This is a genomic window from Couchioplanes azureus (assembly GCF_014648355.1).
GTDB classification, from domain to species: domain Bacteria; phylum Actinomycetota; class Actinomycetes; order Mycobacteriales; family Micromonosporaceae; genus Actinoplanes; species Actinoplanes azureus.
The window spans coordinates 385,562-410,118 of sequence record NZ_BMQY01000004.1 but is presented as its reverse complement, the minus strand read 5'-3'; the positions used below and the strand labels follow the sequence as shown (position 1 = coordinate 410,118).

The following is a 24,557-nucleotide window of genomic DNA, read 5'->3' as shown; positions in this document are numbered from 1 at the left end:
GGGGGACAGCGCGCCCTTTCCGCCCGTATCGGCCATGACGCACCGGCCGCCCGGCCGGTGCCCGCCGCCACCCGGACGGTCAGGAGGCGGGTTCCCGGCGGCTGGGCGAGTCGGCCACCGGCGCCAGCTCGGACAGGTCCCGCGGCCGGCGGCGCGGCGACGGGGGCTGCGCAGCATCCCCGAAGGCGGGTGGCGCCGTCGCGGGTGCCGCGGGTGCCGCTGGTGCCGCTGGTGCCGCCGGGGCCGGTGGAGCCGCTGCCGGGGCCAGTGGTGGCGTTGCGGGGACCAGTGGTGGCGTCGCGGGTGCCGGCGATGTTGGCTGGCGGTCCGGCAGGGTGCGCGGCACCGACGCCGTGGCCCGCACGGGCCCGAAGAAGGCCGGGCCGGCGGGCGACAGCGGCGCCACAGACCCGGCGGACGTCGCGGGCCTGGCGGGCGGGTTCACAGACCCAGCGGGCGGCGTGACCGGTGGCACGGGTCGCCTGGGCAGCGGGTCGGGCGACACGGGCCGCCGGGGAAGCGCGCCCCCGGGTGTCTGCGGCCGCGAGGCGAAGGGGAAGTCGGGGACCTGTTCCTGCACCCAGACCCGCTCCGGCAGCGGCACCGGCGCGGCGCCTGCCACCGGCAGACCCGGCACGACCGCGCCGGAGACCCACCCGGCCTCCGCCGCCGAGGCGGGTGCGGATTCGGACGGCGGCGGTGGAAATGACAACGATGGCAGCAGCGGCGAGGCCATGCCCGGCATCTCGGTCGGCCCCGTCGCGGCCAGCGTCTCCGCGTGCACGGATGCAGCGGCCGGCGACGATGCGGCGAGCGGCGATGCTGCTGGCGGCGACGCGGCCGGGGACGACGCAGCCGGCGGCGATGCGGCCGGCGGCGATGCGGGAAGGGCCGGGGCGGACTCGGGCGAGGCCGACGCGGGCGCGACGGGCGCGGGCGAGGTCAGCGAGGCCGACGCGGATGCGGGGGAGGCGGGCGGGAGGGCGGCGGGCGCGGGGGAGGCGGGCAGGGCCGCGGCGGCCGCGTGGCGGCCCGCCGGCGCCGCCGGGTACAACTCCTCGTCCTCGTACTCCGCCAGTCCCGCGCGCTGCTGCAGCCGCCGCAGCGGGCCCGGTGCCCACCAGGCCGCGTCGCCCAGCAGGCGCAGGACCGCCGGCACCAGCAGCATGCGGACCACGGTCGCGTCCAGGAACAGCGCGACGATCATGCCGATGCCGACGAAGCGCATGGTCGTCACCGAGGACAGGGCGAAGGCTCCGGTCACCACGATCAGCAGGATCGCCGCCGCGCTGATCACCCGGCCGGTGCGGGCCAGGCCGGTGGTCACCGCGTCGGCCGTCGAGGCACCGCGGGTGCGGGCCTCGACCATGCGGGACAGCAGGAAGACCTCGTAGTCCGTGGAGAGGCCGAAGACGACCGACGCCATCAGGATGACGATGCCGATCTCCAGCGGCGCCGGCGTGATCCGCAGCAGGTCCGCGCCATGGCCGTCCTGGAAGATCCAGACGAGGATGCCGAAGGTCGCGCCCAGGCTCAGGGCGCTCATCAGCACCGCCTTGACCGGCAGCAGGACCGAGCCGAACGCCAGGAACATCAGCAGTAGCGTGGCGCCGACGAGCAGGCCGATCACCAGCGGCAGGCGGTCGGCGGTGGCCTCGAGGCTGTCGACGCTGCGGGCCGTGGTGCCGCCGACCAGGACGCGGGTGCCGGCCGGGGGCGGCAGGTCGCGGATGCGATCGACGGCCGTACGGGCCTGCGGGCCGAACGGGTCGGTGGCGGTGAGCGTCGCGGTGTACGTGACCGCCGTGCCGCCCGACCCGGTGGGCGTGACCGCCGCGACGCCGGGGATCCTGCCGACCTGCGCCGCGAAGGCCTCCGGTCCCTTCGGCGCCGCCTCGGCGCCGTGCAGGACGATCTGGATCCCCGCGCTGCTCAGGGCGGGGAAGTCGGTCCTGAGCGTCTCGACCGCGCGGCGGGCGGGGTCGCCGGCCGGCAGCACCCGCTCGTCGTTCTCGCCGAACTGCACCCCGAGGATCGGCGCCGCGAGCACCGCCAGGCCGGCCAGGATGGGCAGCGCCACCAGCACCGGGCGGCGCAGGACGAACCCGGCCAGGGCGGTCCAGCCCGTGCCGTCCGGACGGCCCGCGCGGCGGCGCGGCAGCCGTACCGGGAGCTTGTCGACGCGGTGACCGAGGACGGCCAGCAGCGCGGGCAGCAGGGTGAGCGACAGCAGGGCCGCGAGGGCCACGGCGGCGAGGCCGCCGTAGGCCAGCGACTTCAGGAAGTTCTGCGGGAAGAACAGCAGCCCGGCCAGCGCGATCATGAGCAGGGACGCGGAGAACAGCACGGTACGCCCGGCGGTCGCGACGGTCCGGCCCACCGCATGCGCCGGCGTACGCCCGAAGCCCTGCTCCTCGCGGAAGCGCCCCACCATGAACAGCCCGTAGTCGATCGCCATGCCGAGCCCGAGCAGGCTCGCCACGTTGACCGCGAACGGGTTGACGTCGTGGCCGGACGCGATGGCGTTCAGCACGCCCAGCGAGCCGAGGACCGCGCAGCCGCCGACCAGCACCGGCAGGGACGCGGCGACCAGCGAGCCGAAGATGAACAGCAGCAGGATCAGCACCACGGGCAGCGAGATCACCTCGGCGAACGCGAGGTCCCGGGTCGAGCGGCTGCCGGAGGCGTCGCTCAGCGGCGCGGAGCCGGCGAGCTGGACGGTGGCGCCCGGCACGGCCAGCTTGTCGTCGATCTCGCGGAAGGCCTCGAGCTTCTCGCCCTCGTCCGCGCCCGCCAGGGTCAGTACGGCCACGGCGCTCTTGCGGTCCGCCGCGGCGTACTGCGGCAGCCGGCCGGGCCAGTAGCCGGTGACGGCGGTGACCTCGGTCTCGGGCAGCGCGGCGAGCCGCTCCTCGATGCGGCCGCCCAGGGCGGCGTCGTCGATCGTGCCCGTCGCGGGCCGGTAGATCACCACGACGTCGCCGCTGTGCGTGCCCAGCTCCGCGGCGGCGACCTCGGCGGCCCGGCTCGACTCGCTGCCCGGGTCGGTGTAGCCGCCCTCGGAGAGCTTGTCGAAGACACCGGTGCCCCAGGCGCCGGCCGCCGCGACGGCGGCGACGGTGCAGACGAGCACGGCCCAGCGGAACCGGGCCACGAAGGAACCCCACCCGGCGAACAAAAGAACCCCTCTTCCCGAACCCTGCGTACGGGCTCAGCGCAGCGTCGCCGCCTCCAGCGCGACGCCCCCGCAGTCGGAATCGAACGAGTCCTCCGTGACCCAGCTCAGATTGATCTTGCCGTTCTTCGGCGCGCGATAGGTCACGACGAACGCGACCGTGGCCAGGTTGCTGCCGCGCTCCTCGAAGCTGGCGGTGGCGGTCGGCCCGCCGGTGGACAGCTTGGCGGTCAGCCTGCCCCGCCCGGCGAGGGCGCCGGCGTAGAGCTTCAGCGTCAGCGTCGAGGTGCCCGCCGGGGCGGACAGGGTGAAGCCGTTGCCCTTGCCGCAGGTGCGGATGCCGGTCGGCGTGCCGTCGGAGTTGCTCACCGGGGAGCCACCGCTCCAGAGGAAGCGCTGGGGGCTGAAGGCGTGCCGGAAGCGGGGCGCCGTCGGGGGGCCCTCCAGGATGGCGAAGTCGCCGTCGGACTTGCGTTCCATGGAGAAGGTGCCCTGCTCGCCCCAGTGCACCCAGTCGCGGGTGCCCTCGTTGGTCAGGTTGACCCCGCCGGGGATGGCGGCCCGGGCGATCGTGACCGACCCGGTGAACGGCGCCGGCGGCTTGCTGGTCGGCGGCTTCGAGGTGGTCTTGCTGGGCGTCGGCGACGGGTCCGAGGCGCTCGGCAGCGGGATCGGGAACTGGTCGGGCGGGTTGAGCGGCACGTCGGCGAGCGCCGGCGGCTGCACGGGCGGCATCGCCTGCTTCTTGTCCCGCGAGATGCCGCTGAGGACGAAGGCGAAGGCCAGCACGACGAGCACCCCGGTCAGGATCACCGCGGCGGGCACGAAGACCTCGCTGAGCCGCCTCGTGCGGCTGTCGAGCAGCTCGGGTGGCACCGCCGCGCCTCGCCGGCCAGCGCTGCGGTAGCCGTAACCGGACCGCGGTGCGGCCGGATAGGGGCGGCGGTACCCCGGCTCGGAGGGGTGTCCCTCGGGCTGTGGCTGGCGACCTGTCGAACGGTCGTCGTCCGGCACCGACCCTCCCGGTCGTTCGCGGGTCTACGCGCGGGCGACGCCGTCGGCGCCCGCTGCGGGATGTCCCTGGTACAAGATGCATTCTGCGCAGTAGGAGGTACACCGTCTCACCTTGTGTGAGTGATGGAGAAGAGCGAATTGAGTAACCATCCGTTTTGTTGATCACCCGGCTCGGCGGTTCGGTGGAGGTACGCGCCGTCCGGGCGGCCAGGGCGAGTACGGTGTCCGAAGTTTCCCGCGTGTCCTTTCCGGCGCCGGTCCGGTCCCATCCGATGAGGGAGAAGTCAGAGCAGATGAGTGTCCAGGACAAGACCGCCGGCAAGCGTCGCGGCCAGGCGCTCACGGGCGCGCTCGCCGGAGTCGCCGTGATCGCCGTCCTCGTCGCGGTCTTCGTCGGCATCAAGGTGTCGGGCGACGACGACAAGGAGCAGGCCGCCGCGCCCGCCGCCACGACGCCGGCCGCCGCCGCGTCCGCGCCGCCCGCGCCGGGCGAGCCGCCCGCGCAGGCCCCGGCCGACCCCGCGCTGCAGCAGAAGCCGGTCGTCAAGGCGGGCTCGGGCGACGTCACGAAGCTCGTGGTCAAGCAGCTCATCGTCGGCAAGGGCCCGAAGCTGACCGCCGGCCAGACGATCCGGGCCAACTACATCGGCGTGACGTACGCCGACGGCAAGCAGTTCGACTCGTCCTGGGACCGCGGGCAGCCCGCCGAGTTCCCGGTCGGCGTGGGCCAGCTCATCAAGGGCTGGGACCAGGGTCTGGTGGGCGTGCCGGTGGGCAGCCGGGTCCAGCTGGACATCCCCGCCGAGCTGGCGTACGGCGAGAACGCCACCGGCGGGCGTCCCGCCGGCGACCTGCGGTTCGTCGTGGACGTGCTGGCCGCGCAGTAGCCGCTGCCGCGCGAGCCGCTACAGCTCGCGCACGACCACGTCCGCCTGCCGGGAGCGGCCCGCCGCGACGGGCCGCTCCTCGACGGTGTACTTGAGGTCGCGCAGCGCGGTGAGCAGCGCGTCCACCGAGTCCGGTGCCGCGCCCGCCTCGGCCAGGGCCCGGACCAGCCGGCCCTTGGTCGCCTTGTTGAAGTGGCTGACCACCGAGCGGCGCGGCTCGCCGTCCACGGTCCGCTCGTGCAGCACCCGCAGCGCGACGGCCCGCGGTCCGGGCGCCGCCATCGCGGCGTAGGCCCCCGAGCGCAGGTCCAGCACCGGGCCGTCGTCCGGCAGCGCCCCGGCCAGCGCGGTCCGCCAGTACGGCGTCAGAGCGCCGATCCCGGGCAGCGTGACCCCGGCCGAGCAGCGGTACGCGGGTATCCGGTCGGTGAGCCGCACGACGCCCCACAGTCCGGAGAAGACGACGGCCCGCCCGTCGACCCACGCCCGGGCCTGCGGGGCGAGGGTGGCCACGTCGAGCGCCTCGTAGAGCACCCCGCGGTAGACCTCGGCGGCCGGCGCGGCGGGCGCGGTCTCCAGGGCCGCGTTGCGCGCGAGCTCGCTGCGCTGGCCGGCGCTGAGCCCGAGGCTCTCCAGCGACTCGGCGACCGCCCGGGCGCTGGTGCGCCGGCTCATCGCGACCAGCCGGCGCAGCACCCGGCGGCGGGCGGTGGCGAGCTTCGGCAGCCAGAGCGCGGCCGGGTCGACCGGTTCCCCGGTGGTGGGGGCGGTCTTGCCCTCGGAGGGCGGCAGCAGGATCAGCACGCCGCGAGGCTACAAGCCGGACGCCTCGGCATCGTCGGCGAGGGCCTCCGCCACGCTCGGATAGACGGCGAGGGTGGGGACCAGGCCCACCGTCCGCAGCAGACCGTCGAGCCAGGCGCCCGGCGCGGCGAGGCGCAGCCAGCCGCCCACCGCGGCCGCGCGGCGATGCCCGGTCACGAACGCGCTCAGCCCGGTGGAGTCGCAGAACCCGACGCCGGACAGGTCGATGACGATGCGCGGCAGCGGCCGGTCGAGCACCTGGTCGAGGGTGGTGCGCAGGACCGGTGCGGTGTCCAGGTCCAGATTGCCGCGCACGGTCACGACGACGGTGTCGTCCGGGTTGCCGATGACGGACACGTGCACGGCGGTCTCCTCGCATCGACGGAGACTTCAGTCTGCCCGCTCAGGGACGTCGGGGAACCTGCGGGACCGTGATCGTCGTGCGGACGGTGGCCTGGTCGATCTCCGTGGTGCGGACCGTGAACGTCACGTCGTAGGTGCCCGGCAGCGGGAAGGTCAGCGCCCCGAGGGCGTCGTTGCGCGGGTGCAGCGGCAGCATGGGCTGGGTGACCGGCTCGAGGTCCTGCCCCTGCAGCCGGGTCGTCACGGTCCACTCCTGCGCCGGCAGCGGCTTGCCCTCGGGGGTGTAGGTGAAGCCGTGCACCGTGTTGTTCTCGCCCAGCTCGACGGGATAGACGGAGTACTGCAGCGTGAAGAGCGGCGAGGTCAGGGTCTGCGACACGCCCCGCTCGGAGGTCGCCGCCCGCTCCGGCACCGCCGTGCGGCCGGGCGTCGTCTGCACCAGCACCGCGCTGAGCCCGAGGACCACCACGGTCGCGGCGACCTCGATGCGCACCATCCGGCGCAGGGGTTCGGGCCCCGCCGTGGCGACCCGCGCGCGCTGCACGAAGGTGCGGGCCACCGCCGCGAGCGCGAGGACCGCGGCCAGGATCGCGATCTTGCCCAGCAGGAGGCGGCCGTACGCGGTGCTCCACAGCGCGCCGACGGAGCCGAGCTGGACCACCGCCTGGACCACGCCGGCGCCGACCAGCCAGACCACGGCCAGCGCGGCCCAGCGCGACCATACCGGCAGGATCCGGCCGAGCACGCGCGGGTGCGCCCGGCGCAGCAGGAAGCACGACAGCGTCACCAGGCCGCCGAGCCAGCCGGCCATCGCGGCCATGTGGATCACGTCGGCGGCGACGATCGCGCCGGTCAGCGGCGACTCGGTGGCGTGCCCGGTCAGCGGCCAGGTCGCCAGCCCGCCGAGGCCGAGCAGGATCAGCGCCGCCCCGCGCCGGCGACCGCCGGCGCCGCGCAGGACCGGGGGCAGCAGCGCCGCGACCGCGGCCAGCACCGCCAGGCGGGCGAGCAGGGCCAGCCCGAACGGGCTGGCCAGCACGTCGGCGAGCTCGGTCACCGAGACGTCCCACCAGGGCGCGCCGCTGCTGGCCGGTGCCTGGGTCCACAGCGCGCCGAGGGTCGCCGCGGCGGTGCCGACCAGTCCGGTGCGCACCAGCAGCACCGGGCCGCGCCGGGAGACCCGCCGGGGCCACAGCAGGGCGAGCAGCAGCGCCGGACCGGCGATCAGCGTCAGGCCGACGTACCCGAGGAGCTTGAAGGCCGGGCCGGCGACCGAGACCGACGGGTGCACGCCGGTGGGGTCGCCCTCCGCGGGCCGCGCCGACGGCGCGCCCACCGAGAACGTCATGGCCCCGCCGATCGGGTGGCTGTCGGCCGACACGACCCGGTAGCTGACCAGGTAGGTGCCCAGCGGCTGGGCGGCACGGCGGACCTGGATGCGCAGCGTGGACCCGGACGCGGTGACCGTGCCGGTGATCCGCTTGCCGTCCGGGGCCAGCACCTGGATCCGGCCCGTGACCGGCGTGACCGCCTCGGTGAACTGGACCACGATCTCGGCCGGGGGAGAGCCGATCACCGACCCCGGCTCGGGCGTGGCCCCGACCAGCGCCGCATGCGCGCTCACCGGCGCCGCGGGCAGGACCAGCACGGCGAGTCCCACGACGAGCAGGATGAGTACGCGTATCGCCCGCGGCCCCCCAGCCGCCCGAACCCGTGTCACGACAGGTAGTTCGGATCTCCATCGGCAAAGGTTCAATTCCGCGGCCGCCGGCTTACGGATCGTGGTGGCCGGGTACGGCAGCGACGATACGATCCCCGGGCATGTCCGCGCCCCGAAGGAGGCTCCCTCGATGTCTGTCCACCCCCGCGCCGGCACTCCCGCCGACCCCCGTGACACCATCGACGTGCCCCGGGTGGTCCTCAGCTACTACACCGAGCACCCGGATCCGGCCGTCACCGCCCAGCGGGTCGCGTTCGGCACCTCCGGTCACCGGGGCTCCAGCCTGCGGACGGCGTTCACCGAGGACCACATCGTCGCCACCAGCCAGGCCATCGTCGAGTACCGCCGGAACCAGGGCACCGACGGCCCGCTCTTCCTCGGCCGCGACACCCACGCGCTGTCCGAGCCCGCGCTCGTCTCCGCCCTCGAGGTGTTCGCCGCCAACGACGTCCAGGTGCTGGTCGACAGCCGCGACGGCTACACCCCGACGCCGGCGCTCTCGCACGCCGTCCTCACGTACAACCGGGGCCGCACGTCCGGGCTCGCCGACGGCGTCGTGGTGACCCCGTCGCACAACCCGCCCGACGACGGCGGCTTCAAGTACAACCCGCCGCACGGCGGACCCGCCGGCACCGACGCCACCTCGTGGATCCAGGACCGGGCCAACGCGCTGATCGCCGGCGGCCTCAAGGAGGTACGCCGGATGGGCGCCGCCCGCGCGCGGGCCTCCGAGTGGGTGTCGGGACACGACTACCTCTCCGCGTACGTGGACGACCTGGGTTCCGTGATCGACATGGCGGCGATCCGCGCGGCCGGCGTGCGCATCGGCGCCGACCCGCTGGGCGGGGCCTCGGTGGCGTACTGGGGTGAGATCGGCGCCCGGTACGGGCTGGACCTGACCGTGGTCAACCCGCAGGTCGACCCGACCTTCCGGTTCATGACCCTGGACTGGGACGGCAAGATCCGGATGGACTGCTCGTCGCCGTACGCGATGGCCTCGCTGATCGAGCAGAAGGACCGGTTCCAGATCGCCACCGGCAACGACGCCGACGCCGACCGGCACGGCATCGTCACGCCCGACGGCGGCCTGATGAACCCCAACCACTACCTGGCGGTGGCCATCTCCTACCTGTTCCGGGTGCGCACCGACTGGCCGTCGGGCGCCGCGATCGGCAAGACCCTCGTCTCCTCCTCGATGATCGACCGGGTCGCGGCGGACCTGGGCCGCCCGCTCGTGGAGGTGCCGGTGGGGTTCAAGTGGTTCGTGCCGGGCCTGCTGGACGGCTCGGTCGGCTTCGGCGGCGAGGAGAGCGCGGGCGCCTCCTTCCTGCGCCGGGACGGCGGCCCGTGGAGCACGGACAAGGACGGCATCCTGCTGAACCTGCTCGCCTCGGAGATCCTGGCCACCACCGGGCGCACGCCCAGCGAGCACTACCGCGACCTCACCGGGACCTTCGGCGCGCCCGCGTACGCCCGCATCGACGCCCCGGCGACCCGCGAGGAGAAGGCGATCCTGGGGAAGCTGTCGCCGTCGCAGGTCTCCGCCCGGGAGCTGGCCGGCGAGCCGATCACGGCGGTGCTGACCACCGCCCCGGGCAACGACGCCCCGATCGGCGGCCTCAAGGTGGTCACCGAGTCCGGCTGGTTCGCCGCGCGCCCGTCGGGCACCGAGGACGTCTACAAGATCTACGCGGAGTCGTTCCGGGGCCCCGAGGCGCTGGCCCGCATCCAGGAGGAGGCGCGGGCCGTGGTCTCCGCCGCCCTCAAGGGGTAGGGCGCACCAGGCCGAGGTTGTAGGCGACGATCGTCGCCTGCACCCGGTCGCGGACGCCGAGCTTGGCCAGCAGGGCGTTGACGTGCGCCTTCACCGTGCCCGTCGTGATCCCCAGCGCCGCGCCGATCTCGGCGTTGGACATCCCCCGGGCGATGCTCACCAGGACCTCCCGCTCGCGCGGGGTCAGCCCGCTCAGCCGCGGATCGTCGCCGGGGGCGGCGATCACCGCGCCGCCGGCGAAGGCGTCGATCAGCCGCCGGGTGACGGCCGGGCTGAGCATCGCCTCGCCGTCGGCGACCACCCGGATCGCGGCCAGCAGGTCGGCCGGCTCGGTGTCCTTGAGCACGAAGCCGGACGCGCCCGCCTTGAGCGCCTCGAAGACGTAGGCGTCCTGGTGGAACGTGGTGAGCACCAGCACCCGCGGCGGCTGCGGCGCGGCCGTCAGCCGGGCCGTGGCGGTCAGCCCGTCCATGCCCGGCATCCGGATGTCCATCAGTACGACGTCCGGGCGGACCCGGGCGGCGACCTCGAGGGCCGCCGCGCCGTCGCCGGCCTCGCCGACGATGGTCAGGTCGGCCTCCGCGTCGACGATGGCGGCGATTCCCGCCCGCACCATCAGCTGGTCGTCGACGACCATCACCCGGGTTGCGATGACGCCACCTCTTCCTCGTTGTCCCCGTCCCGCCCGTGGCCCGCCGCGCCGTCCGGCGGGGCCGGCGCGGGCGTCGCCGGGAGCCGGATCTCCGGCCCGCCGGCGGTCGCGACCAGCGAGCCGCCCACGGCCGCCAGCCGGGCGCGCAGCCCGGCGGCCACCTCGCCGCCGGGATCGGCGGGCATCGGCGTCACCGCGATCCGCAGCGGGTCGCCGGAGCGGTCCACCCGGACCGTCACCGGCCCGGTGTCCCCGGCGAGCAGCAGCTCCACCACGCGGTAGGCGGACAGGTCCACGTCCGGGCCCAGCGTACGGTCCTCGCCGGTCGTCTCGACCGCCACCGTCCGGCCCTTCGCACGCCAGCGTTCCACCAGCGCGGGCAGCGCCGCGAGGGTCGGTTGGGGCGTGCGGTCCTCGTCGGCGGGCGCCTCGCGCAGGTCGTTGAGCAGCCCGCGCATGCCGTCCAGCGCGGCCCGGGCGCGGGAGACGACCTGGTCCAGGTCCCCGCGGTCGGCGGCGTCGGCGACCAGGGCGGTGTCGCGCAGCACCGCCGCGCGCAGGCCCTCGGCGACCCGGGCCCGCTCCGCGGCGGCGTCGGCGAGCGCCCAGGCCGTGGCCGCGGCGACCGCGTGGTCCTGCTGGGCGCGGGCCCGCTCCCGGCGGCGGCGCACCACGAAGCCGGTCAGCCAGGCGCCGAACAGCGGCAGCGACAGCGGGATGCCGCACACCCCGGCCATGAACAGCAGCATGGCCCCGGGCGGGTCGCCGGCGAAGTCCTCGGGCGGTTCCAGCATGAGCATGAGCGTGACCGCCGGGATCGTGCTGAACAGCACCGCCAGCATGGCGAGCCAGGTCAGCACCGCGTCCCGGCCGTACCGGGCCACCGCGTGCACCGCCAGGATCTCGACGCCCAGACCGGCGAGGCCGAACCAGCCGAAGTCCTCCGGCAGCACGTGCGTGGCCACCAGCGCCGGCCAGGCCCAGGTCGTGACGGCGGCGACGCCCAGCACGACCCACGGCCGGTGGCGCCGCCACACCAGCGGGACGGCATGCGCGATCAGCGTCAGCGCGATCAGCGGCACCCACCCCGCCCCGGGCACGGTCTCGGAGCGGAACTCGGGGTCGGTGGCGACCAGCAGCATGGCGCTGGCCGGGACGAACAGCGCGAGCAGCAGCACCGCCGCGTCGATGACCCGCTCGGCGCTGGGCCGCCGCGGCCCGGGGCAGCCGGCCACGGGCAGGACCGCGCGCACCCGCCAGCCGCCGTCCTCGCGCGGGCCCGCCTCCAGGGTGCCGCCGAGCGCCTCGGCGCGCTCGCGCATCCCGGTGATCCCGCGCCCGGACCCGAGCCGATGCGGCGACGGCTGGTCCGCCGCGGCGGCGCCGTCGTCGGTGACGGTCAGCTCCACGCCGCCGGGACCGTCGTCGAGCCGGACGGCCACCGCGGAGCCCGGGGCGTACCGCAGCGTGTTGGTCAGGGACTCCCGGACGATCCCGTAGGCGGCGTCGGCCACGCCCGGCGCCAGCGCCACGGCCTGGCTCACCGTGACCCGCTGGCCCAGCCGGCGGAAGCCCTCCGCGAGCTCCTCCAGCCGGGGGCCGCCGACATCCGGGCGCTGGTCCGGCAGTTGCAGGAGCGCGACCAGGCGGTGCAGCGCGGCGAGGGTCTCCCGCCCGGTGCGCGCGGCGAAGTCGCGGGCCTCGGCGACCAGCTCCGGACGGGAGCCGCCGATCCGATGCGCCGCCGAGGCGATCACCACGATCGAGGTGAGGTGGTGCGCGGTGACGTCGTGCAGCTCCCGGGCCAGCCGGTGGCGTTCGGTGTCGGCGGCCCGCAGCCGCCGGTCCTCGGCCTCCGCCAGCTCGGCGGCCGAGCGGGCCCGGTCGGCGTGCCAGCGGTGCCGGGCCCGGCCCAGCGCGACGACGCACACGTAGAAGACCACGTTGATCGCGACGAGCAGCGGAAACTCGCTGCCGACGGGCTGGTACGCCGCGAAGGACACCGACTGCCAGACGATGAGGAACAGGCCGGTCAGCACGGCGGTGCGCTGGGTACGCCAGACCGCCACGCTGTAGAGGGTGATGAAGTCGGCGGACGAGATCCCCGTCGTCGCGTCGGTCGGCAGCCCCCACTGGCCGAGCGACAGCGCCGGCACGATCACCGCCAGGGCCGCCACCGGGGCGGTACGCCGCCACAGCAGCGCGACCGACGTCACCGCGGTGACCGCCAGCGCGGTGCAGGCCTGCACGGCGGTGACCGGGTCGCCCGCCAGCATGGGCAGCACGGGCCACGCCGCCAGCTGCAGCACGGCGAGCGCGGCGGGCACCAGCCAGATCGGAATCCTTCTCATGACGCCTGAGACCCTAGGCGGCGCGCGCACGTGCCACATCGGCCGCGGGTGCGATCGCGTCCTCTATCCCAGGTTCAGGGCGGTCCGCGCCGGGTGCCGGAATTCTCAGCTTCCCGTCCCGGGCGCCGACTTGTCTCTCGCCAGAGAACCGCCGACCGCAAGAGGGAACCGTGCCCAGCATGACGCCAGCAGCCCAGCGGGTGGGCCGCCGGCATGCGCGTCGACCGGCACGTCCCGCCCCGCTGCCGCTGGCGGCCGCGGCCGGCACGGTGGTGGCGGTGCTGGTGTGGCTGCTGGTGCGCGATCCGGGCGGGTCGATCCGTCCCGGCTACGCCGCCGGACCGGTCGCCATGGCGGCCGCGTTCCTCGCCTGCCACCGGATCGGTTCGACGATCGTCGTGGCCCGCCCGGTCCGCGGCTTCTGGCGGCTCTACTCGCATGCCGCGATCTGTGTGGGCGTCGGCGCGACGGTGAGCTTCGCGCTGTCCAACAACCGGCCGGGCATCTCACCGTACGTGGCCGGCCCGATGCTGATCGGCGTGGCCCTGCTGATGCTGGCGTTCCTGCATCTGCCGCGCGAGCGGCGGTCGGTGCTGCGCTGGGCCCAGCTGATGCTGGACGGCGCGACCGTCGCCGTGGCCGGGACCCTGATCTTCTGGTACGTCGTGCTCCAGCTCGCCCCGCCGGGCATCGACGCGCTGACCCAGTACGGCGCCGCCGTCGTCAACGTCGGCGGCCTCATCGCGTTCGTGGTGATCGGGCGCGCCGCGATGAGCCCGGCCAGCGTGGTGGACTCGCTGGCGCTGCGCATCCTCACCGTCGCGCCCCTCATCGGCGTGGTGGTGTCGGTGCTGATCGTGGTCGGCGGGGACACCGGGCGGCTGTGGCTCTCGGTGCTCGCCATACCGGTCGTCGGGGCGGCGATGGCGCTGGCGGCGTACCGCCAGCAGCTCGTCCTGGCGCGGCCGGGCGGCGCGCCGAGGCCGGCCGGGGGCCGCAGCCTCTACCACGCGCTGCCCCTGGCCTCGGTCCTCGCGACCGCCGCCCTGGTGGTCACCGTCTCCGCCCGCCAGCTCGACTCGGGCCCGCGGATGGTGATCATCGGCGCGGTCCTCATCGCCGCCTTCGTCGTCGCCCGGCAGTTGCTCGGCCGGCGGGAGAACGACCGGATGCTGGAGGGCACCCGCCGCCAGCAGGCCGAGCTCGCGCACCTGGCGATGCACGACCCGCTCACCGGCCTGGCCAACCGGGCGCGCTTCGGCGCGGTGCTGGCCGAGCGCCTGGACGCGCACCTGGCCGCCGCGGTGCTGCTGGTCGACATCGACGACTTCAAGATGGTCAACGACACCATGGGACACGCGGTCGGCGACCAGTTGCTCTACGAGGTCGCCCAGCGGCTGCGCCAGCACAGCGCCGTCACCCACCTGCCGGCGCGGCTGGGCGCCGACGAGTTCGGCGTCCTGGTCGGCACCGACGAGGCGGCCGAGGCCGAGGAGGCGGCGGCGGGCCTGCTGGCGGCACTCGCCCAGCCCTTCCGGGTCGGCGAGCACCAGCTGCTCGCGCACGCCAGCATCGGGGTCGCCCTGGCCGGTCCCGGCGACAGCGCGGACGAGGTCCTGCGCAACGCGGACATCGCCATGTACGAGGCCAAGGCCGCCGGCAAGGCCTCCTGGGCGCGCTTCGAGCCGCGGATGCGCCACGAGGTGGTCAACCACGCCCGCCTCGGCAGCGAGCTGCACAACGCGCTCGTCCGCAACGAGCTGCACCTGGTGTACCAGCCGGTCTTCGACCTCGTCACCGGGCGCATGGCCGGCGCCGAGGCGCTGGTCCGCTGGAACCACCCGGCCCGCGGCATGGTGCCGCCCGGCGAGTTCGTCCCGGTGGCCGAGCGCTCCGGGCTCATCGTCCCGCTCGGCTCCTGGGTGCTGCGCGAGGCGTGTACGCAGCTCGCCGCGTGGCGCGCCGAGTACGGCGAGGCCGCCATCGCCTCGGTCAACGTCAACGTGGCGGGCCGCCAGCTGCGCGACCCGGGCTTCGTCGACGAGGTGGCGGCGGTGCTGTCCGACACGGGGCTGGCGCCGGCGAACCTGGTCCTCGAGGTGACCGAGTCCTCGGTGGTGGACGGCCGCCAGGTGCGCGACACCCTCGAGGCGCTGCACGGGCTCGGCGTGCGCCTGGCGCTCGACGACTTCGGCACCGGTCAGTCCAGCCTGAGCCTGCTGCGCGCCTTCCCGGTGGACGTGCTGAAGCTCGACAAGTCCTTCGTCGACGGCATCTGCGAGGGCGAGGACCGGGGCCGCCTCGCGGTGGCGGCCGCCGTCTCCCAGCTCGCCGAGCACCTCGACCTGTACGCCGTGGCCGAGGGCATCGAGACCGCCGACCAGGCGGAGCGGCTGCGGCGGCTGGGCTACCGGCTCGGCCAGGGCTACCACCTGGCCAGGCCGTTGCCGCCGGCCGAGGTGGCGGTCCTGATGACCAGTCCCGCCACCGCGACCGTCGCGGTCTGAACCTAGGCGGTGACCTCGTTGCGGTCCGCGCCCCACATGGTGTGGAAGGAACCGTCCTTGTCCACCCGGCGGTAGGTGTGCGCACCGAAGAAGTCGCGCTGGCCCTGGATCAGCGCCGCCGGGAGCCGTCGCGAGCGCAGGCCGTCGTAGTAGGCCAGCGCCGAGGCGAAGCCCGGCGCCGGGATGCCCTGCTCGGCGGCGAGCGCCACCACCCGCCGCCACGCCGCCTGGGCGCCGCTGACCGCGTCGAGGAAGTAGTCGTCCACCAGCAGGGTCTGCAGGCCGGCCTGCTTGTCGTACGCCCGCTTGATGTGGTCGAGGAACTTGGCCCGGATGATGCAGCCGTCGCGCCAGATCTTCGCCATGGCGCCGGGGTCGATGTCCCAGCCGTACTCCGCGCTCGCGGCCTGGATCTGCTGGAAGCCCTGGGCGTACGCGACGATCTTGGAGGCGAAGAGCGCCTGCTCCACGTCCGCCTGCAGGTCCGCGGCGCCGGCGGTGGCCGACGGGCCGGGCAGCCGGCCGGCGGCCGCCGCGCGCACGTCCGCGCCGCCGGACAGGGCGCGGGCGAAGACGGCCTCGGCGATGCCGCTGACCGGGACGCCCAGGTCCAGCGCGGACTGCACGGTCCAGCGGCCGGTGCCCTTCTGCTCGGCCTGGTCCACGACCACGTCGACGAACGGCTTGCCGGTCTCGGCGTCGACCTGCTGCAGCACCTCGGCGGTGATCTCGATCAGGTACGAGCCGAGCCGGCCGGAGTTCCAGCCCCGGAAGATGTCCGCGATCTCGGCCGGCGCGTGGCCGCCCGCCTGCCGGAGCAGGTCGTACGCCTCGGCGATGAGCTGCATGTCGGCGTACTCGATGCCGTTGTGCACCATCTTGACGAAGTGGCCGGCGCCGTCCGGGCCGACGTGCACGCAGCACGGCTCGCCGTCGACCTTGGCCGCGATGTCCTCGAGCAGGGGACCGAGCGCCTCGTAGGACTCCGGCGAGCCGCCGGGCATGATGCTCGGGCCGTGCAGGGCGCCCTCCTCGCCGCCCGAGACCCCGGCGCCGACGAAGTGCAGGCCCCGCTCCCTGAGCGCCGCCTCGCGCCGGCGGGTGTCCGCGAAGTGGGCGTTGCCCGCATCGATGATCATGTCGCCGGGCTCCAGCAGCGGCGCGAACTCTTCGATCACCGCGTCGGTCGGCTCGCCGGCCTTCACCATGATCACCACGCGGCGCGGCCGTTCGAGGCTGGCGACGAAGTCCTCGGCGCTCTCCGCGGGGATGAAGGTCCCCTCGTGGCCGAACTCCTCGACCAGTTCCTTGGTCCGCCCGTAACTGCGGTTGTGCACGGCGACCGGGTGGCCGTGGCGGGCGAAGTTGCGGGCCAGGTTGCGGCCCATCACCGCCAGGCCGGTCACCCCGATTCGGGCCTTTTCCGTCATGAACGTCCTTCCTCCACGCGAGAGGCGGGCTGCAACCCGTCCGTCGCAAGCCGTTGCGCTCATTGTTACGGATCCACCACGTCCAGGGTTCGACCGGTCGTGAGGATCCCTCACCCGCCGGTGCCGGGTCGCGCGACGACCGGAGATCCGCCCGACGGTACGCTCGGCGCGTGAAGCGCGGCGAGATCTGGACCATCGGCAGCCGCACCGACCTGCGCTACCGGGTCCTCGTGCTCTCGGCCGACAGCTACAACGATCGGACCAACGCATCTCCGTTCTGCGCCCCGATCGTGCGCCAGCGCGGCATCACCGAACTGCCGCCGTACGCGGTGGCCCTCACCGAGCAGGACCCGATCACCGGCGTGGTCGTGATCAACCGGATGCGCCGCCTTCCGGCCTCCGTCGGCGCGGAGCGCATCGGCATGGTGACGGGCGCCAGCATGGCCCGGCTGACCGAGGCCATGCGCGAGTTCTTCGAGCTGTGACCGCCGTTGCGGCAGCGCCCGGTGCCCGCTCGCGGTAGCCCGTCCGGGTGATCCCGCCGCGCATGCGCCGCTGGTCGGATATGGGTGGGGGTGTTCGGGGGATGACGTCGTCGAGCGCCCTGGCGTATCCAGGATGACGATGGTGTCCGGCGGTGCTCGCGGGAGAGGGGGCGGGAAGGCGGATGGGCGGTCGGCAGGCGTACATCGAGGCGGTGGAGAGCCTGCGGACGGCCGCGAACCGGCCCGCCGAGGACGCCTCCCGCGCCGTCGTCGACCGGGCCGTCGGGCTGCTGGCCGGACGGACCCGGTGCCGGCTCACCGATGCGCACCGGCACCTGCTGCGGATGAGCGCCGAGCAGCACCGCGACCTCGCCGACGTGGCCGCCGGGGTGATCCGCCTGCTGGACGTGCCCGAGCACCGGACGGACGGCGCCGCGCTGCTGGTGCCGCCGTACTCCGCGGCCACCGCCGCCCCGCCGGACGCCCCGGGCCCCGCACCGGCGACGGGCTCTCCGGGGGCTGCCGCGCCGGCGTGCCGGCCGGAGGGCTGGCCGGACGTGGTCCAGGCCGTGCTCGACGCGATGCCCGGCCAGCACGCCCTGCTCATCCCGGTCCGCGACGCGGCCGGCCGGCTCGCCGACCTCGAGTTCGCGGCCACCAGCCCGGAGGCCGCGGCCGCCGACGGGCGGCACGGCCGCGGGCTGGTCGGCTCCCGGATCAGCATGCTCTTCCCGCAGACGCTCGTCACCGCCCGGTGGCTGATCTACGAACGGGTGCTGGACACCGGGGCACCGGCCGAGATCGGGCCGTTCGACCATGCCGGCGACCGCTACAGCGTGCGCGCGCACCGGCTCGGCCCGGGGTTGCTCGTGACCTGGGAGCAGCACGACCCCCATCCCGCCGAGAGCGACCGGATCGCGGCCACCGAGCGCCTCGGCAACCTCGGCTGGGGGGAGTGGGACCTGGTCAGCGGCGAGGTCCGCTGGTCCGAGCAGCTCTACCGCATCTACGAGCGCGACCCGGCGCTCGGCCCGCTGGCCCGCGAGGAGTCCGAGGCCCTCGGCGTCGCGGAGGACCTCCCGCTGCGGCTCGCCGCGGCGGAGGCGTTCCAGCGCGGCGAACAGGTCGACGTCACCACCCGGATCCGCATCAACGGCCGGATCAAGCACCTGCGCTCGGTCGTCGACGCGGTCCGCGACGGGGCCGGCGCGCCGCTGCGCATCTTCGGCATCGTCCAGGACGTCACCGCCCGCGAGACCAGCGTCCAGCGCCTCGCCGAGGTCGAGCACCAGCTCGCCGAGCAGCGCCGCTCGCTCGCCGCCGAGCACGAGCTGGCATCCCGGCTCCAGCAGATCATCCTGCCCATCCCCGACGGCCCGCTGGCGCTGCCCGGGCTGAAGGTGGCGGTGCGCTACCTCCCGGCGGAACAGGAGGGCATGGTCGGCGGCGACTGGTACCACGCGGCGGCGCTGCGCGACGGCTCGGTGCTGCTCGCGGTCGGCGACGTCGCGGGCCACGGCACCCAGGCCGCCACCACCATGGCCCAGCTGCGGCACTCCCTGCGCGCCCTCGCCGTCACCACCAGCGACCCCGGCGTCCTGCTCGGCCACCTCAACCGCCTGACCTGCGATCTCGACGAGGAGACCCCGGAGACCGCGGCCACGGCGATCGTGGCCCGCTTCGAGCCGGCCCGCCGCCGGCTCACCTGGGCCCAGGCCGGCCACCCGCCCCCGCTGCTGTCCCGGGGCGGCCGTACCGCCCCGCTGCCCCGCCCGACCGGCCCGATGCTCGGCGTGGTCGCCGACGCCGAGTACGGCTGCGCGGTCCTCGACCTGCAGATCGGCGACGTCCTGCTCTGCTACACCGACGGGCTCGTCGAACACCGCAGCCGGGGCCTGGACGACGGGCTCCAGGCGGTCATCCGCACGGTCGACGAGGCGGTCGCGGCCGCCCCCCGCCAGCCGCTCGCCGAGCTCCTCAGCCGCCTGCGCCGGGCCAACCCGGACGACGACACCTGCGTCCTGGCGGTCCGCCCGATCACCGGCGAGACCCAGGACCTGCGGCACTTCCTGCGTACCGGCTGATCCGGGCCGCCGAAGCCCGCCGTCAGGCCTCACGGGGCCGCTGGCGGGCCGGTGACGTCGACGGGGCGTTCGAAGAACGTCTCCAGCACGACGATGGTCTGGGTGCCGGTGACGCCGTCGATGTCGAAGAGGCGGCGCAGGACCGCCTGTAGATGTTCCGGCGTGGCGGCGCGGATCTTCACCAGCACCGACGCCGGTCCGGCGATGATGTGCGCCTCCTGGATCTCGGGGACGGCCGCGAGCGCGTCGTGCGTGGCCGGGTCGCCCATCCACGCGTCGGCCTGCAGCATGACGAAGGCGAGCACGCCGCGGCCGACGGCGGCGGGGTCGACGTCGACGGTGGTGCGCCGGATGACGCCGCGCTCGCGCAGCTTCCGGACCCGGTCGTGGGCCGCGCCCGCGGACAGGCCCACTTCCCTGGCGAGCGCCGCGTAGGGCTGGGTGGCGTCGGCCTGCAGGGCCGCCAGCAAGGCCCGGTCTGTCTCGTCCAACGCTTCCCCCTCCGAATGTCAGTTGCCTGCGCTCAGGCTTGACCATACCTGATTCGGAGATGATAGTTTTTCGCCGAACGAACCTCAGCTCTCTGCAGAGGAGTGCGCCATGGTGGAGACCATTCCCGCCGAGTTCCGGGTGCTCGACGAACGCTTCCGGTACATCGACGGCGACTTCGTCGTCGAGCGGCTGCACACCGGCGCGCGCAAGACCGAGGGGCCGGCGTACTTCCCGGCGGGGCGTTTCCTCGTGTGGAGCGACATCCCCAACGACCGGCTGCTGCGCTGGGACGAGACGACCGGCGCCGTCGGCGTCTTCCGGCAGGGCTCCGGCTACGCCAACGGCAACACCGTCGACCGCCGCGGCAGGCTCGTCACCTGCGAGCAGGGCAACCGGCGCGTCACCCGCACCGAACACGACGGCACCGTCACCGTGCTGGCCGACCGCTACCGGGGCCGGCGGCTCAACAGCCCGAACGACGTCGTCGTCCGCGCCGACGGCACGGTGTGGTTCACCGACCCGCCGTACGGCATCAACTCCGACTACGAGGGCAACCGGGCCGAGAGCGAGCTCGGCGGCGCCTGCTACGTCTTCCGGCTGGATCCGGCCACCGGTGAGCTGCGCGTGGTCGCCGACGACTTCTGCCGGCCCAACGGCCTGGCCTTCTCCCCGGACGAGCGGCGGCTCTACGTCGCCGACACCCGGCAGGAGCCCAGCCACCTGCGCGTCTTCGACGTCGCCGCGGACGGCACCCTGACCGGGGGGAAGATCTTCGCCGAATGCGACAACGGGCGCTTCGACGGCCTGCGGGTCGACGACGGCGGACGGGTCTGGGCCGCCGCCTGGGACGGCGTGCACTGCTTCGATCCCGACGGCACGCTGATCGGCAAGCTCCTGTTGCCCGAGCCGGCCGCCAACCTCACCTTCGGCGGCCCCAAGCGCAACCACCTCTTCATCACCGCCGGCGCCGCCGTGTACGCGCTGCGGGTCACCGTCAACGGCGCGGACTACCCGCGGCGGCCGGAGCCGATTTCCGCGGAATCGCCGACCGCGCACGGGATCGGCCAATCATCGGACGTATGAGGGTCCGGGGGTGGGGTATGCGACGGTCATGTCCCGCTACGGCGACGAAGTCGCCTCGCTGGCGACCGAGCTCACCGATCCCGGCGACCTCGACGTTCTCCTGGATCGTGCCTCGGGCGCGCGGGTCGTCATGCTCGGCGAGGCCAGTCACGGTACGCACGAGTACTACGCCTGGCGCTGCGCGTTCACCCGGCGGCTGATCGAGGAGCTCGGCTTCTCCTTCGTCGCCGTCGAGGGGGACTGGCCCGACTGCGAGCGGGTCGACCAGAGCGTGCGGGCGCTGCCCGGCGCGCCGGCGGATCCCCGCGAGGCGCTGCTGGCCTACGACCGGTGGCCGACCTGGATGTGGGCCAACGAGGAGGTCGTCGACTTCTGCCGGTGGCTGCGCCGGCACAACGAGACCCGGGAGCCCAGGGTGGGGTTCCACGGGCTCGACGTGTACTCGCTCTGGGAGTCGTTGCGCGAGATCCTGGTGCACCTGCAGGAGCACGATCCCGAGCGGGTGCCGGCCGCGCTGGAGGCGTACCGGTGCTTCGAGCCGTACGCGGAGGACCCGCAGTCGTACGCCTGGGCGACCCGTTTCGTCGGCGCGACCTGCGAGAGCCAGGTCGTCGACCTGCTGGTGCAGCTGCGGTCCCGCGCGGCGCAGCGCTCGGGCGAGTTCGCCGCCTGGCAGAACGCCGAGATCGTCGCGGGCGCCGAGCGGTACTACCGGGCGATGGTCACCGGCGGGCCGGAGTCGTGGAACATCCGCGACCGGCACATGGACGAGACCCTGGACCGCCTGCTCGCGCACTACGGTCCGGACGCGAAGGCCGTCGTCTGGGCGCACAACACCCACGTGGGCGACGCCCGGGCGACCGATCAGACGCTGCACGGCGAGGTGACCATCGGCGAGCTGGCCCGCAACCGCTTCGGCGCCGAGCGGGTGCTGCTGGTGGGCTTCGGCGGGCATCGCGGCACCGTCGTCGCCGGCAACGCCTGGGGTGCCCCGATGGAGGTGATGGGTGTGCCACCCGCCCGGCCCGACTCGCTGGAGGACGTCCTGCACGCGACGGCGCCCAGCCCCGCGCTCTTCGTCTTCCCGCCGGTCGACGACCAGCCGCCCCTGCTGACCGACGAGCTGGTCCACCGCGCGATCGGCGTGGTCTACCACCCCGAGCGTGAGCGCTGGGGCAACTACGTCCCGACGATCCTCGGCGAGCGGTACGACGCCTTCCTGTGGTTCGACGACACCAGTGCCCTGCGCCCCCTGCACACCCTGGCCGTCGACGTCCGCGAGCCGGAAGCGTTCCCGTCCGGTGTCTGAGTGCTGCTTCGCCGACCGCGCCGCGGCGGGACGACGACTGGGTGCCAGGGTGGCCCGGCACCTCGGGAACTTCGGTCTGGACCGGCGCCCGCTCGTGCTGGCTCTCCCGCGCGGCGGCGTGCCGGTCGCCGCGCGGGTCGCGGCCGCCGTCGCCGCCGACCTCGACCTCGTGGTCGCCCGCAAGATCGGCGCGCCGGGCCGGCCGGAGCTGGGCGTCGGGGCGATCGCCGAGGACGGCGAGCCGGTCTTCGACGACGGGCTGCTCGCGACGCTGGGGCTCACCCAGGCGGACCTGTCCGGGACCGTCGCGGCCGAGCGGCGGGAACTGGCCCGCCGGATCCAGGTCTACCGGGGCGATCGACCCCCGCCGGACGTCACCGACCGGCTGGCGATCCTGGTGGACGACGGCGTGGCGACCGGGGTGACCGCCCGGGCGGCGCTGCGCTGGATCCGGTCGCGCGGCGCCCACGCGCTCGTGCTGGCCGCGCCGGTCTGTTCCCGCGAGGCGGACCACTCGCTGGCCGCCGACGCCGACCTGGTGATCTGCCTGGAGCGGCCCGCGCGCTTCGGCGCGGTGGGCTGGTTCTACGAGGACTTCACCCAGCTCACCGACGCCGATGTGCGCGACGGCACGGCCGTGCCGGACCGCCAGGATCACGCGGTCTCGCCCGGGCGGTGACCCGGGCGGCGGGCGGCGGTCACCTCCGGGCGGCGATCCGGCCCGGGCCGGACCGCCACGGCGCGACGGTGGTGCGGCCGGCGTGGCGCAGCATCGCCCTGACCACCAGCGGGTGCACCAGGCGGACCACGGCGAGGTAGGCGCGGCCGGCGGGGGACCGGGTCGCCGCCAGGGTGGACACGGTGACCGTGGTGCCGTCGGCGTCCGGCTCGACCAGCACACCGGCGCGGAAGTCGAGGTGGCCGGCGTCGGTGCCGAGCAGCACCTCGCGGTCCGTACGGGTGATGGTGGCGAAGGCCGACTCGTCGCCGCGCTCGATGCCGAACGGGGCGACCAGCCGGTTGCGCAGCCGCAGCAGCGCGACCACCGCCCGGGGCGGGTTGCGGAACACCGCGTCCGCCCAGTCCTGCGGGTCGGTGGTGGTGCCGGGCGGCACCCGCAGCGCGAAGGCGTCGGCCAGGTCCGGCCGGCCGATCGTGCCCTCCAGCAGGGTCGCGGCGGGTACCGGCACGGCCCGCACCCGCACGCTCTCCACGCCGACGGCGAGGCGGGCCCGCCACGGGTACCGGACGGGGTGCCGGACGGTGCCGGTGACGGCGCGCTCGGCGTTGTCCAGCAGATGCTCGATGACGGTGTCGTGGCAGACGCGGACCACGGCCGGCCAGAGCAGCCGCATGCGCGCGGCCGGCCGGCCGGTGAGCCGGTGCCGCAGCACGCAGGCGTGCGGGCCGCGGTCCTCGATCTCCAGCGTGTGGGTGCCGGTCAGCCCGGTGTGCGGGTGGAACGTCAGCTCCACCCGGCGGCCGGGGTGGTAGCCGGTGACGTGGTAGCGGATCCCGCCGTGCCCGCCGTCGGCGCCGACGGCGAGCGGCCGGTCGAAGCGCACCGGCAGCCAGGCGGGCGCCGGCCAGAGCGGGTCGTCGACGGCGCCGAGCCGGTCGAGCAGGCGGCCGACCTCGGCCGCGGGAACCGGCAACTCTCGTTCGTGGACGTTGTGCACCGTGGACGTCATCATCGCCTCCATACGGTCCCGTATGTTTTCCATACGGTACCGTACAGTGATGAGCGAGCGACCCACCCCCCGCGGTGCCGGGAGACGGACGTCACCGCGGCTGACCGCCGACGACTGGACGGCGGCGGCCTTGGAGGCGATGGCCGGCGGCGGCCTGGCCGCGGTCGCGGTGGAGCCGCTCGCGGCCCGGCTGGGTGCCACGAAGGGCAGCTTCTACTGGCACTTCGCCAACCGGGACGCCCTCATCGAGGCGGCCGTGCTGCGCTGGGAGCGCGAGCACACCGACGCGGTCATCGGCCTCGTCGACGCCGAACCCGACCCCCTGGCCCGGCTGCGGCTGCTCATCGGCCTGGTCCTGGGCTCCACGGTCGTGCCGGACGAGGGCTCCATCGAGCTGGCGATGCTCGCCACCGCCGACCACCCGCACGTCGCGCCCGTGCTGGCCCGGGTGACCGAGCGGCGGGTGGCGTACACGGCCGGGCTGTTCGCGGCGCTCGGCTGGCCGGCCGCGGAGGCCCGGCGCCGGGGGTTGCTGGCGGTCACCGCGTACCTCGGCTATGCGCAGCTCGCGCACGTCGCGCCCGGCACCCTGCCCGCCGGCGAGGCGGCTCGGCGCCGCTACGTCGACCGGGTGGTCGGCCTGCTCACGGCCCCCGACGCCGGCTGACGCCGCCGGCCCGGGGCTGCTGGTCCTCGAACTCCGCGCCAGCGGCGGCGCGGGCAGCGGCATCGCTGC

Annotated in this window: 19 protein-coding genes; 9 read left to right on the top strand and 10 right to left on the bottom strand. The window is 74.8% G+C overall.

What is annotated here, in order from left to right; all coding sequences use genetic code 11:
- Positions 1-79: 79 nt before the first annotated feature.
- Together IEY99_RS34925 and IEY99_RS17005 are read right to left on the bottom strand one after the other, a co-directional pair.
- The gene (locus tag IEY99_RS34925; RefSeq protein ID WP_189204283.1) at positions 80-3,154 is read right to left on the bottom strand and encodes an MMPL family transporter; all 3,075 of its coding nucleotides are present in this window, start codon (positions 3,152-3,154) and stop codon (positions 80-82) included.
- Positions 3,155-3,211: 57 nt separating this feature from the next.
- Complete coding sequence (locus tag IEY99_RS17005; RefSeq protein WP_229798819.1) at positions 3,212-4,051, bottom strand: hypothetical protein; 840 nt, start codon at positions 4,049-4,051, stop codon at positions 3,212-3,214.
- 431 nt (positions 4,052-4,482) lie between these two features.
- On the opposite strand from IEY99_RS17005, the gene IEY99_RS17000 reads away from it, so the two are divergent.
- Positions 4,483-5,076, top strand: a complete 594-nt coding sequence (locus IEY99_RS17000; protein ID WP_189204279.1) for an FKBP-type peptidyl-prolyl cis-trans isomerase — start codon at positions 4,483-4,485, stop codon at positions 5,074-5,076.
- An 18-nt stretch (positions 5,077-5,094) separates the two neighbouring features.
- On the opposite strand, the gene IEY99_RS16995 is transcribed toward IEY99_RS17000, so the two are convergent.
- The 3 genes from IEY99_RS16995 to IEY99_RS16985 are packed head-to-tail and all read right to left on the bottom strand — an operon-like array spanning position 5,095 to position 7,903.
- Positions 5,095-5,880: a YaaA family protein gene (locus IEY99_RS16995; protein WP_189204277.1), complete on the bottom strand. Its 786-nt coding sequence runs from the start codon at positions 5,878-5,880 to the stop codon at positions 5,095-5,097.
- A gap of 9 nt (positions 5,881-5,889) precedes the next feature.
- Positions 5,890-6,243 (bottom strand): STAS domain-containing protein, encoded by a 354-nt coding sequence (locus IEY99_RS16990; protein ID WP_189204275.1) that lies wholly within the window; start codon positions 6,241-6,243, stop codon positions 5,890-5,892.
- 40 nt (positions 6,244-6,283) lie between these two features.
- Positions 6,284-7,903, bottom strand: a complete 1,620-nt coding sequence (locus IEY99_RS16985; protein ID WP_229798815.1) for a copper resistance CopC/CopD family protein — start codon at positions 7,901-7,903, stop codon at positions 6,284-6,286.
- A 190-nt stretch (positions 7,904-8,093) separates the two neighbouring features.
- Here IEY99_RS16985 and pgm point away from each other — a divergent pair, with 190 nt between their 5' ends.
- Positions 8,094-9,737 carry a phosphoglucomutase (alpha-D-glucose-1,6-bisphosphate-dependent) gene (gene pgm / locus IEY99_RS16980; RefSeq protein WP_189204272.1) on the top strand — a complete coding sequence of 548 codons (1,644 nt, stop codon included), beginning with the start codon at positions 8,094-8,096 and terminating at the stop codon, positions 9,735-9,737.
- Here pgm and IEY99_RS16975 read toward each other — a convergent pair.
- Together IEY99_RS16975 and IEY99_RS16970 are read right to left on the bottom strand one after the other, a co-directional pair.
- Complete coding sequence (locus IEY99_RS16975; RefSeq protein WP_189204841.1) at positions 9,727-10,389, bottom strand: response regulator; 663 nt, start codon at positions 10,387-10,389, stop codon at positions 9,727-9,729. The two genes, pgm and IEY99_RS16975, sit on opposite strands and share 11 nt — an antisense overlap.
- Complete coding sequence (locus IEY99_RS16970; protein ID WP_189204270.1) at positions 10,374-12,740, bottom strand: ATP-binding protein; 2,367 nt, start codon at positions 12,738-12,740, stop codon at positions 10,374-10,376. The genes IEY99_RS16975 and IEY99_RS16970 overlap by 16 nt, the downstream gene beginning before the upstream one ends.
- A 179-nt stretch (positions 12,741-12,919) precedes the next feature.
- On the opposite strand from IEY99_RS16970, the gene IEY99_RS16965 reads away from it, so the two are divergent.
- A complete protein-coding gene (locus IEY99_RS16965; RefSeq protein ID WP_189204267.1) occupies positions 12,920-15,247 on the top strand; it encodes a putative bifunctional diguanylate cyclase/phosphodiesterase in 2,328 nt (775 codons plus the stop codon).
- Between the two features lie 2 nt (positions 15,248-15,249).
- On the opposite strand, the gene gnd is transcribed toward IEY99_RS16965, so the two are convergent.
- Positions 15,250-16,677 (bottom strand): NADP-dependent phosphogluconate dehydrogenase, encoded by a 1,428-nt coding sequence (gene gnd, locus IEY99_RS16960; RefSeq protein ID WP_189204265.1) that lies wholly within the window; start codon positions 16,675-16,677, stop codon positions 15,250-15,252.
- A 170-nt stretch (positions 16,678-16,847) separates the two neighbouring features.
- Here gnd and IEY99_RS16955 point away from each other — a divergent pair, with 170 nt between their 5' ends.
- On the top strand, positions 16,848-17,162 hold the full coding sequence (locus tag IEY99_RS16955) for a type II toxin-antitoxin system PemK/MazF family toxin (protein ID WP_189204263.1): 315 nt from the start codon (positions 16,848-16,850) through the stop codon (positions 17,160-17,162).
- Positions 17,163-17,344: 182 nt separating this feature from the next.
- Positions 17,345-19,246, top strand: coding sequence for a SpoIIE family protein phosphatase (locus IEY99_RS16950; RefSeq protein ID WP_189204261.1), 1,902 nt, complete (start codon positions 17,345-17,347; stop codon positions 19,244-19,246).
- A gap of 29 nt (positions 19,247-19,275) precedes the next feature.
- Here IEY99_RS16950 and IEY99_RS16945 read toward each other — a convergent pair whose 3' ends face one another.
- The gene (locus IEY99_RS16945; RefSeq protein WP_189204259.1) at positions 19,276-19,737 is read right to left on the bottom strand and encodes an Lrp/AsnC family transcriptional regulator; all 462 of its coding nucleotides are present in this window, start codon (positions 19,735-19,737) and stop codon (positions 19,276-19,278) included.
- A 109-nt stretch (positions 19,738-19,846) separates the two neighbouring features.
- On the opposite strand from IEY99_RS16945, the gene IEY99_RS16940 reads away from it, so the two are divergent.
- Genes IEY99_RS16940 through IEY99_RS16930 form a run of 3 tightly spaced genes read left to right on the top strand, consistent with a single transcriptional unit; the run spans position 19,847 to position 22,809 of the window.
- Entirely contained in the window at positions 19,847-20,821 is a 975-nt protein-coding gene (locus tag IEY99_RS16940) for an SMP-30/gluconolactonase/LRE family protein (RefSeq protein WP_189204257.1), read from the top strand.
- A 28-nt stretch (positions 20,822-20,849) separates the two neighbouring features.
- Entirely contained in the window at positions 20,850-22,130 is a 1,281-nt protein-coding gene (locus tag IEY99_RS16935) for an erythromycin esterase family protein (RefSeq protein WP_189204839.1), read from the top strand.
- A gap of 49 nt (positions 22,131-22,179) precedes the next feature.
- On the top strand, positions 22,180-22,809 hold the full coding sequence (locus tag IEY99_RS16930; protein WP_229798813.1) for a phosphoribosyltransferase: 630 nt from the start codon (positions 22,180-22,182) through the stop codon (positions 22,807-22,809).
- A gap of 19 nt (positions 22,810-22,828) precedes the next feature.
- Here IEY99_RS16930 and IEY99_RS16925 read toward each other — a convergent pair whose 3' ends face one another.
- Positions 22,829-23,821, bottom strand: coding sequence for a DUF2867 domain-containing protein (locus IEY99_RS16925; protein ID WP_229798811.1), 993 nt, complete (start codon positions 23,819-23,821; stop codon positions 22,829-22,831).
- Positions 23,822-23,870: 49 nt separating this feature from the next.
- Between IEY99_RS16925 and IEY99_RS16920 the strand changes: the two genes are divergently transcribed.
- Complete coding sequence (locus tag IEY99_RS16920) at positions 23,871-24,488, top strand: TetR/AcrR family transcriptional regulator (protein WP_189204254.1); 618 nt, start codon at positions 23,871-23,873, stop codon at positions 24,486-24,488.
- Positions 24,489-24,557 lie beyond the last annotated feature (69 nt).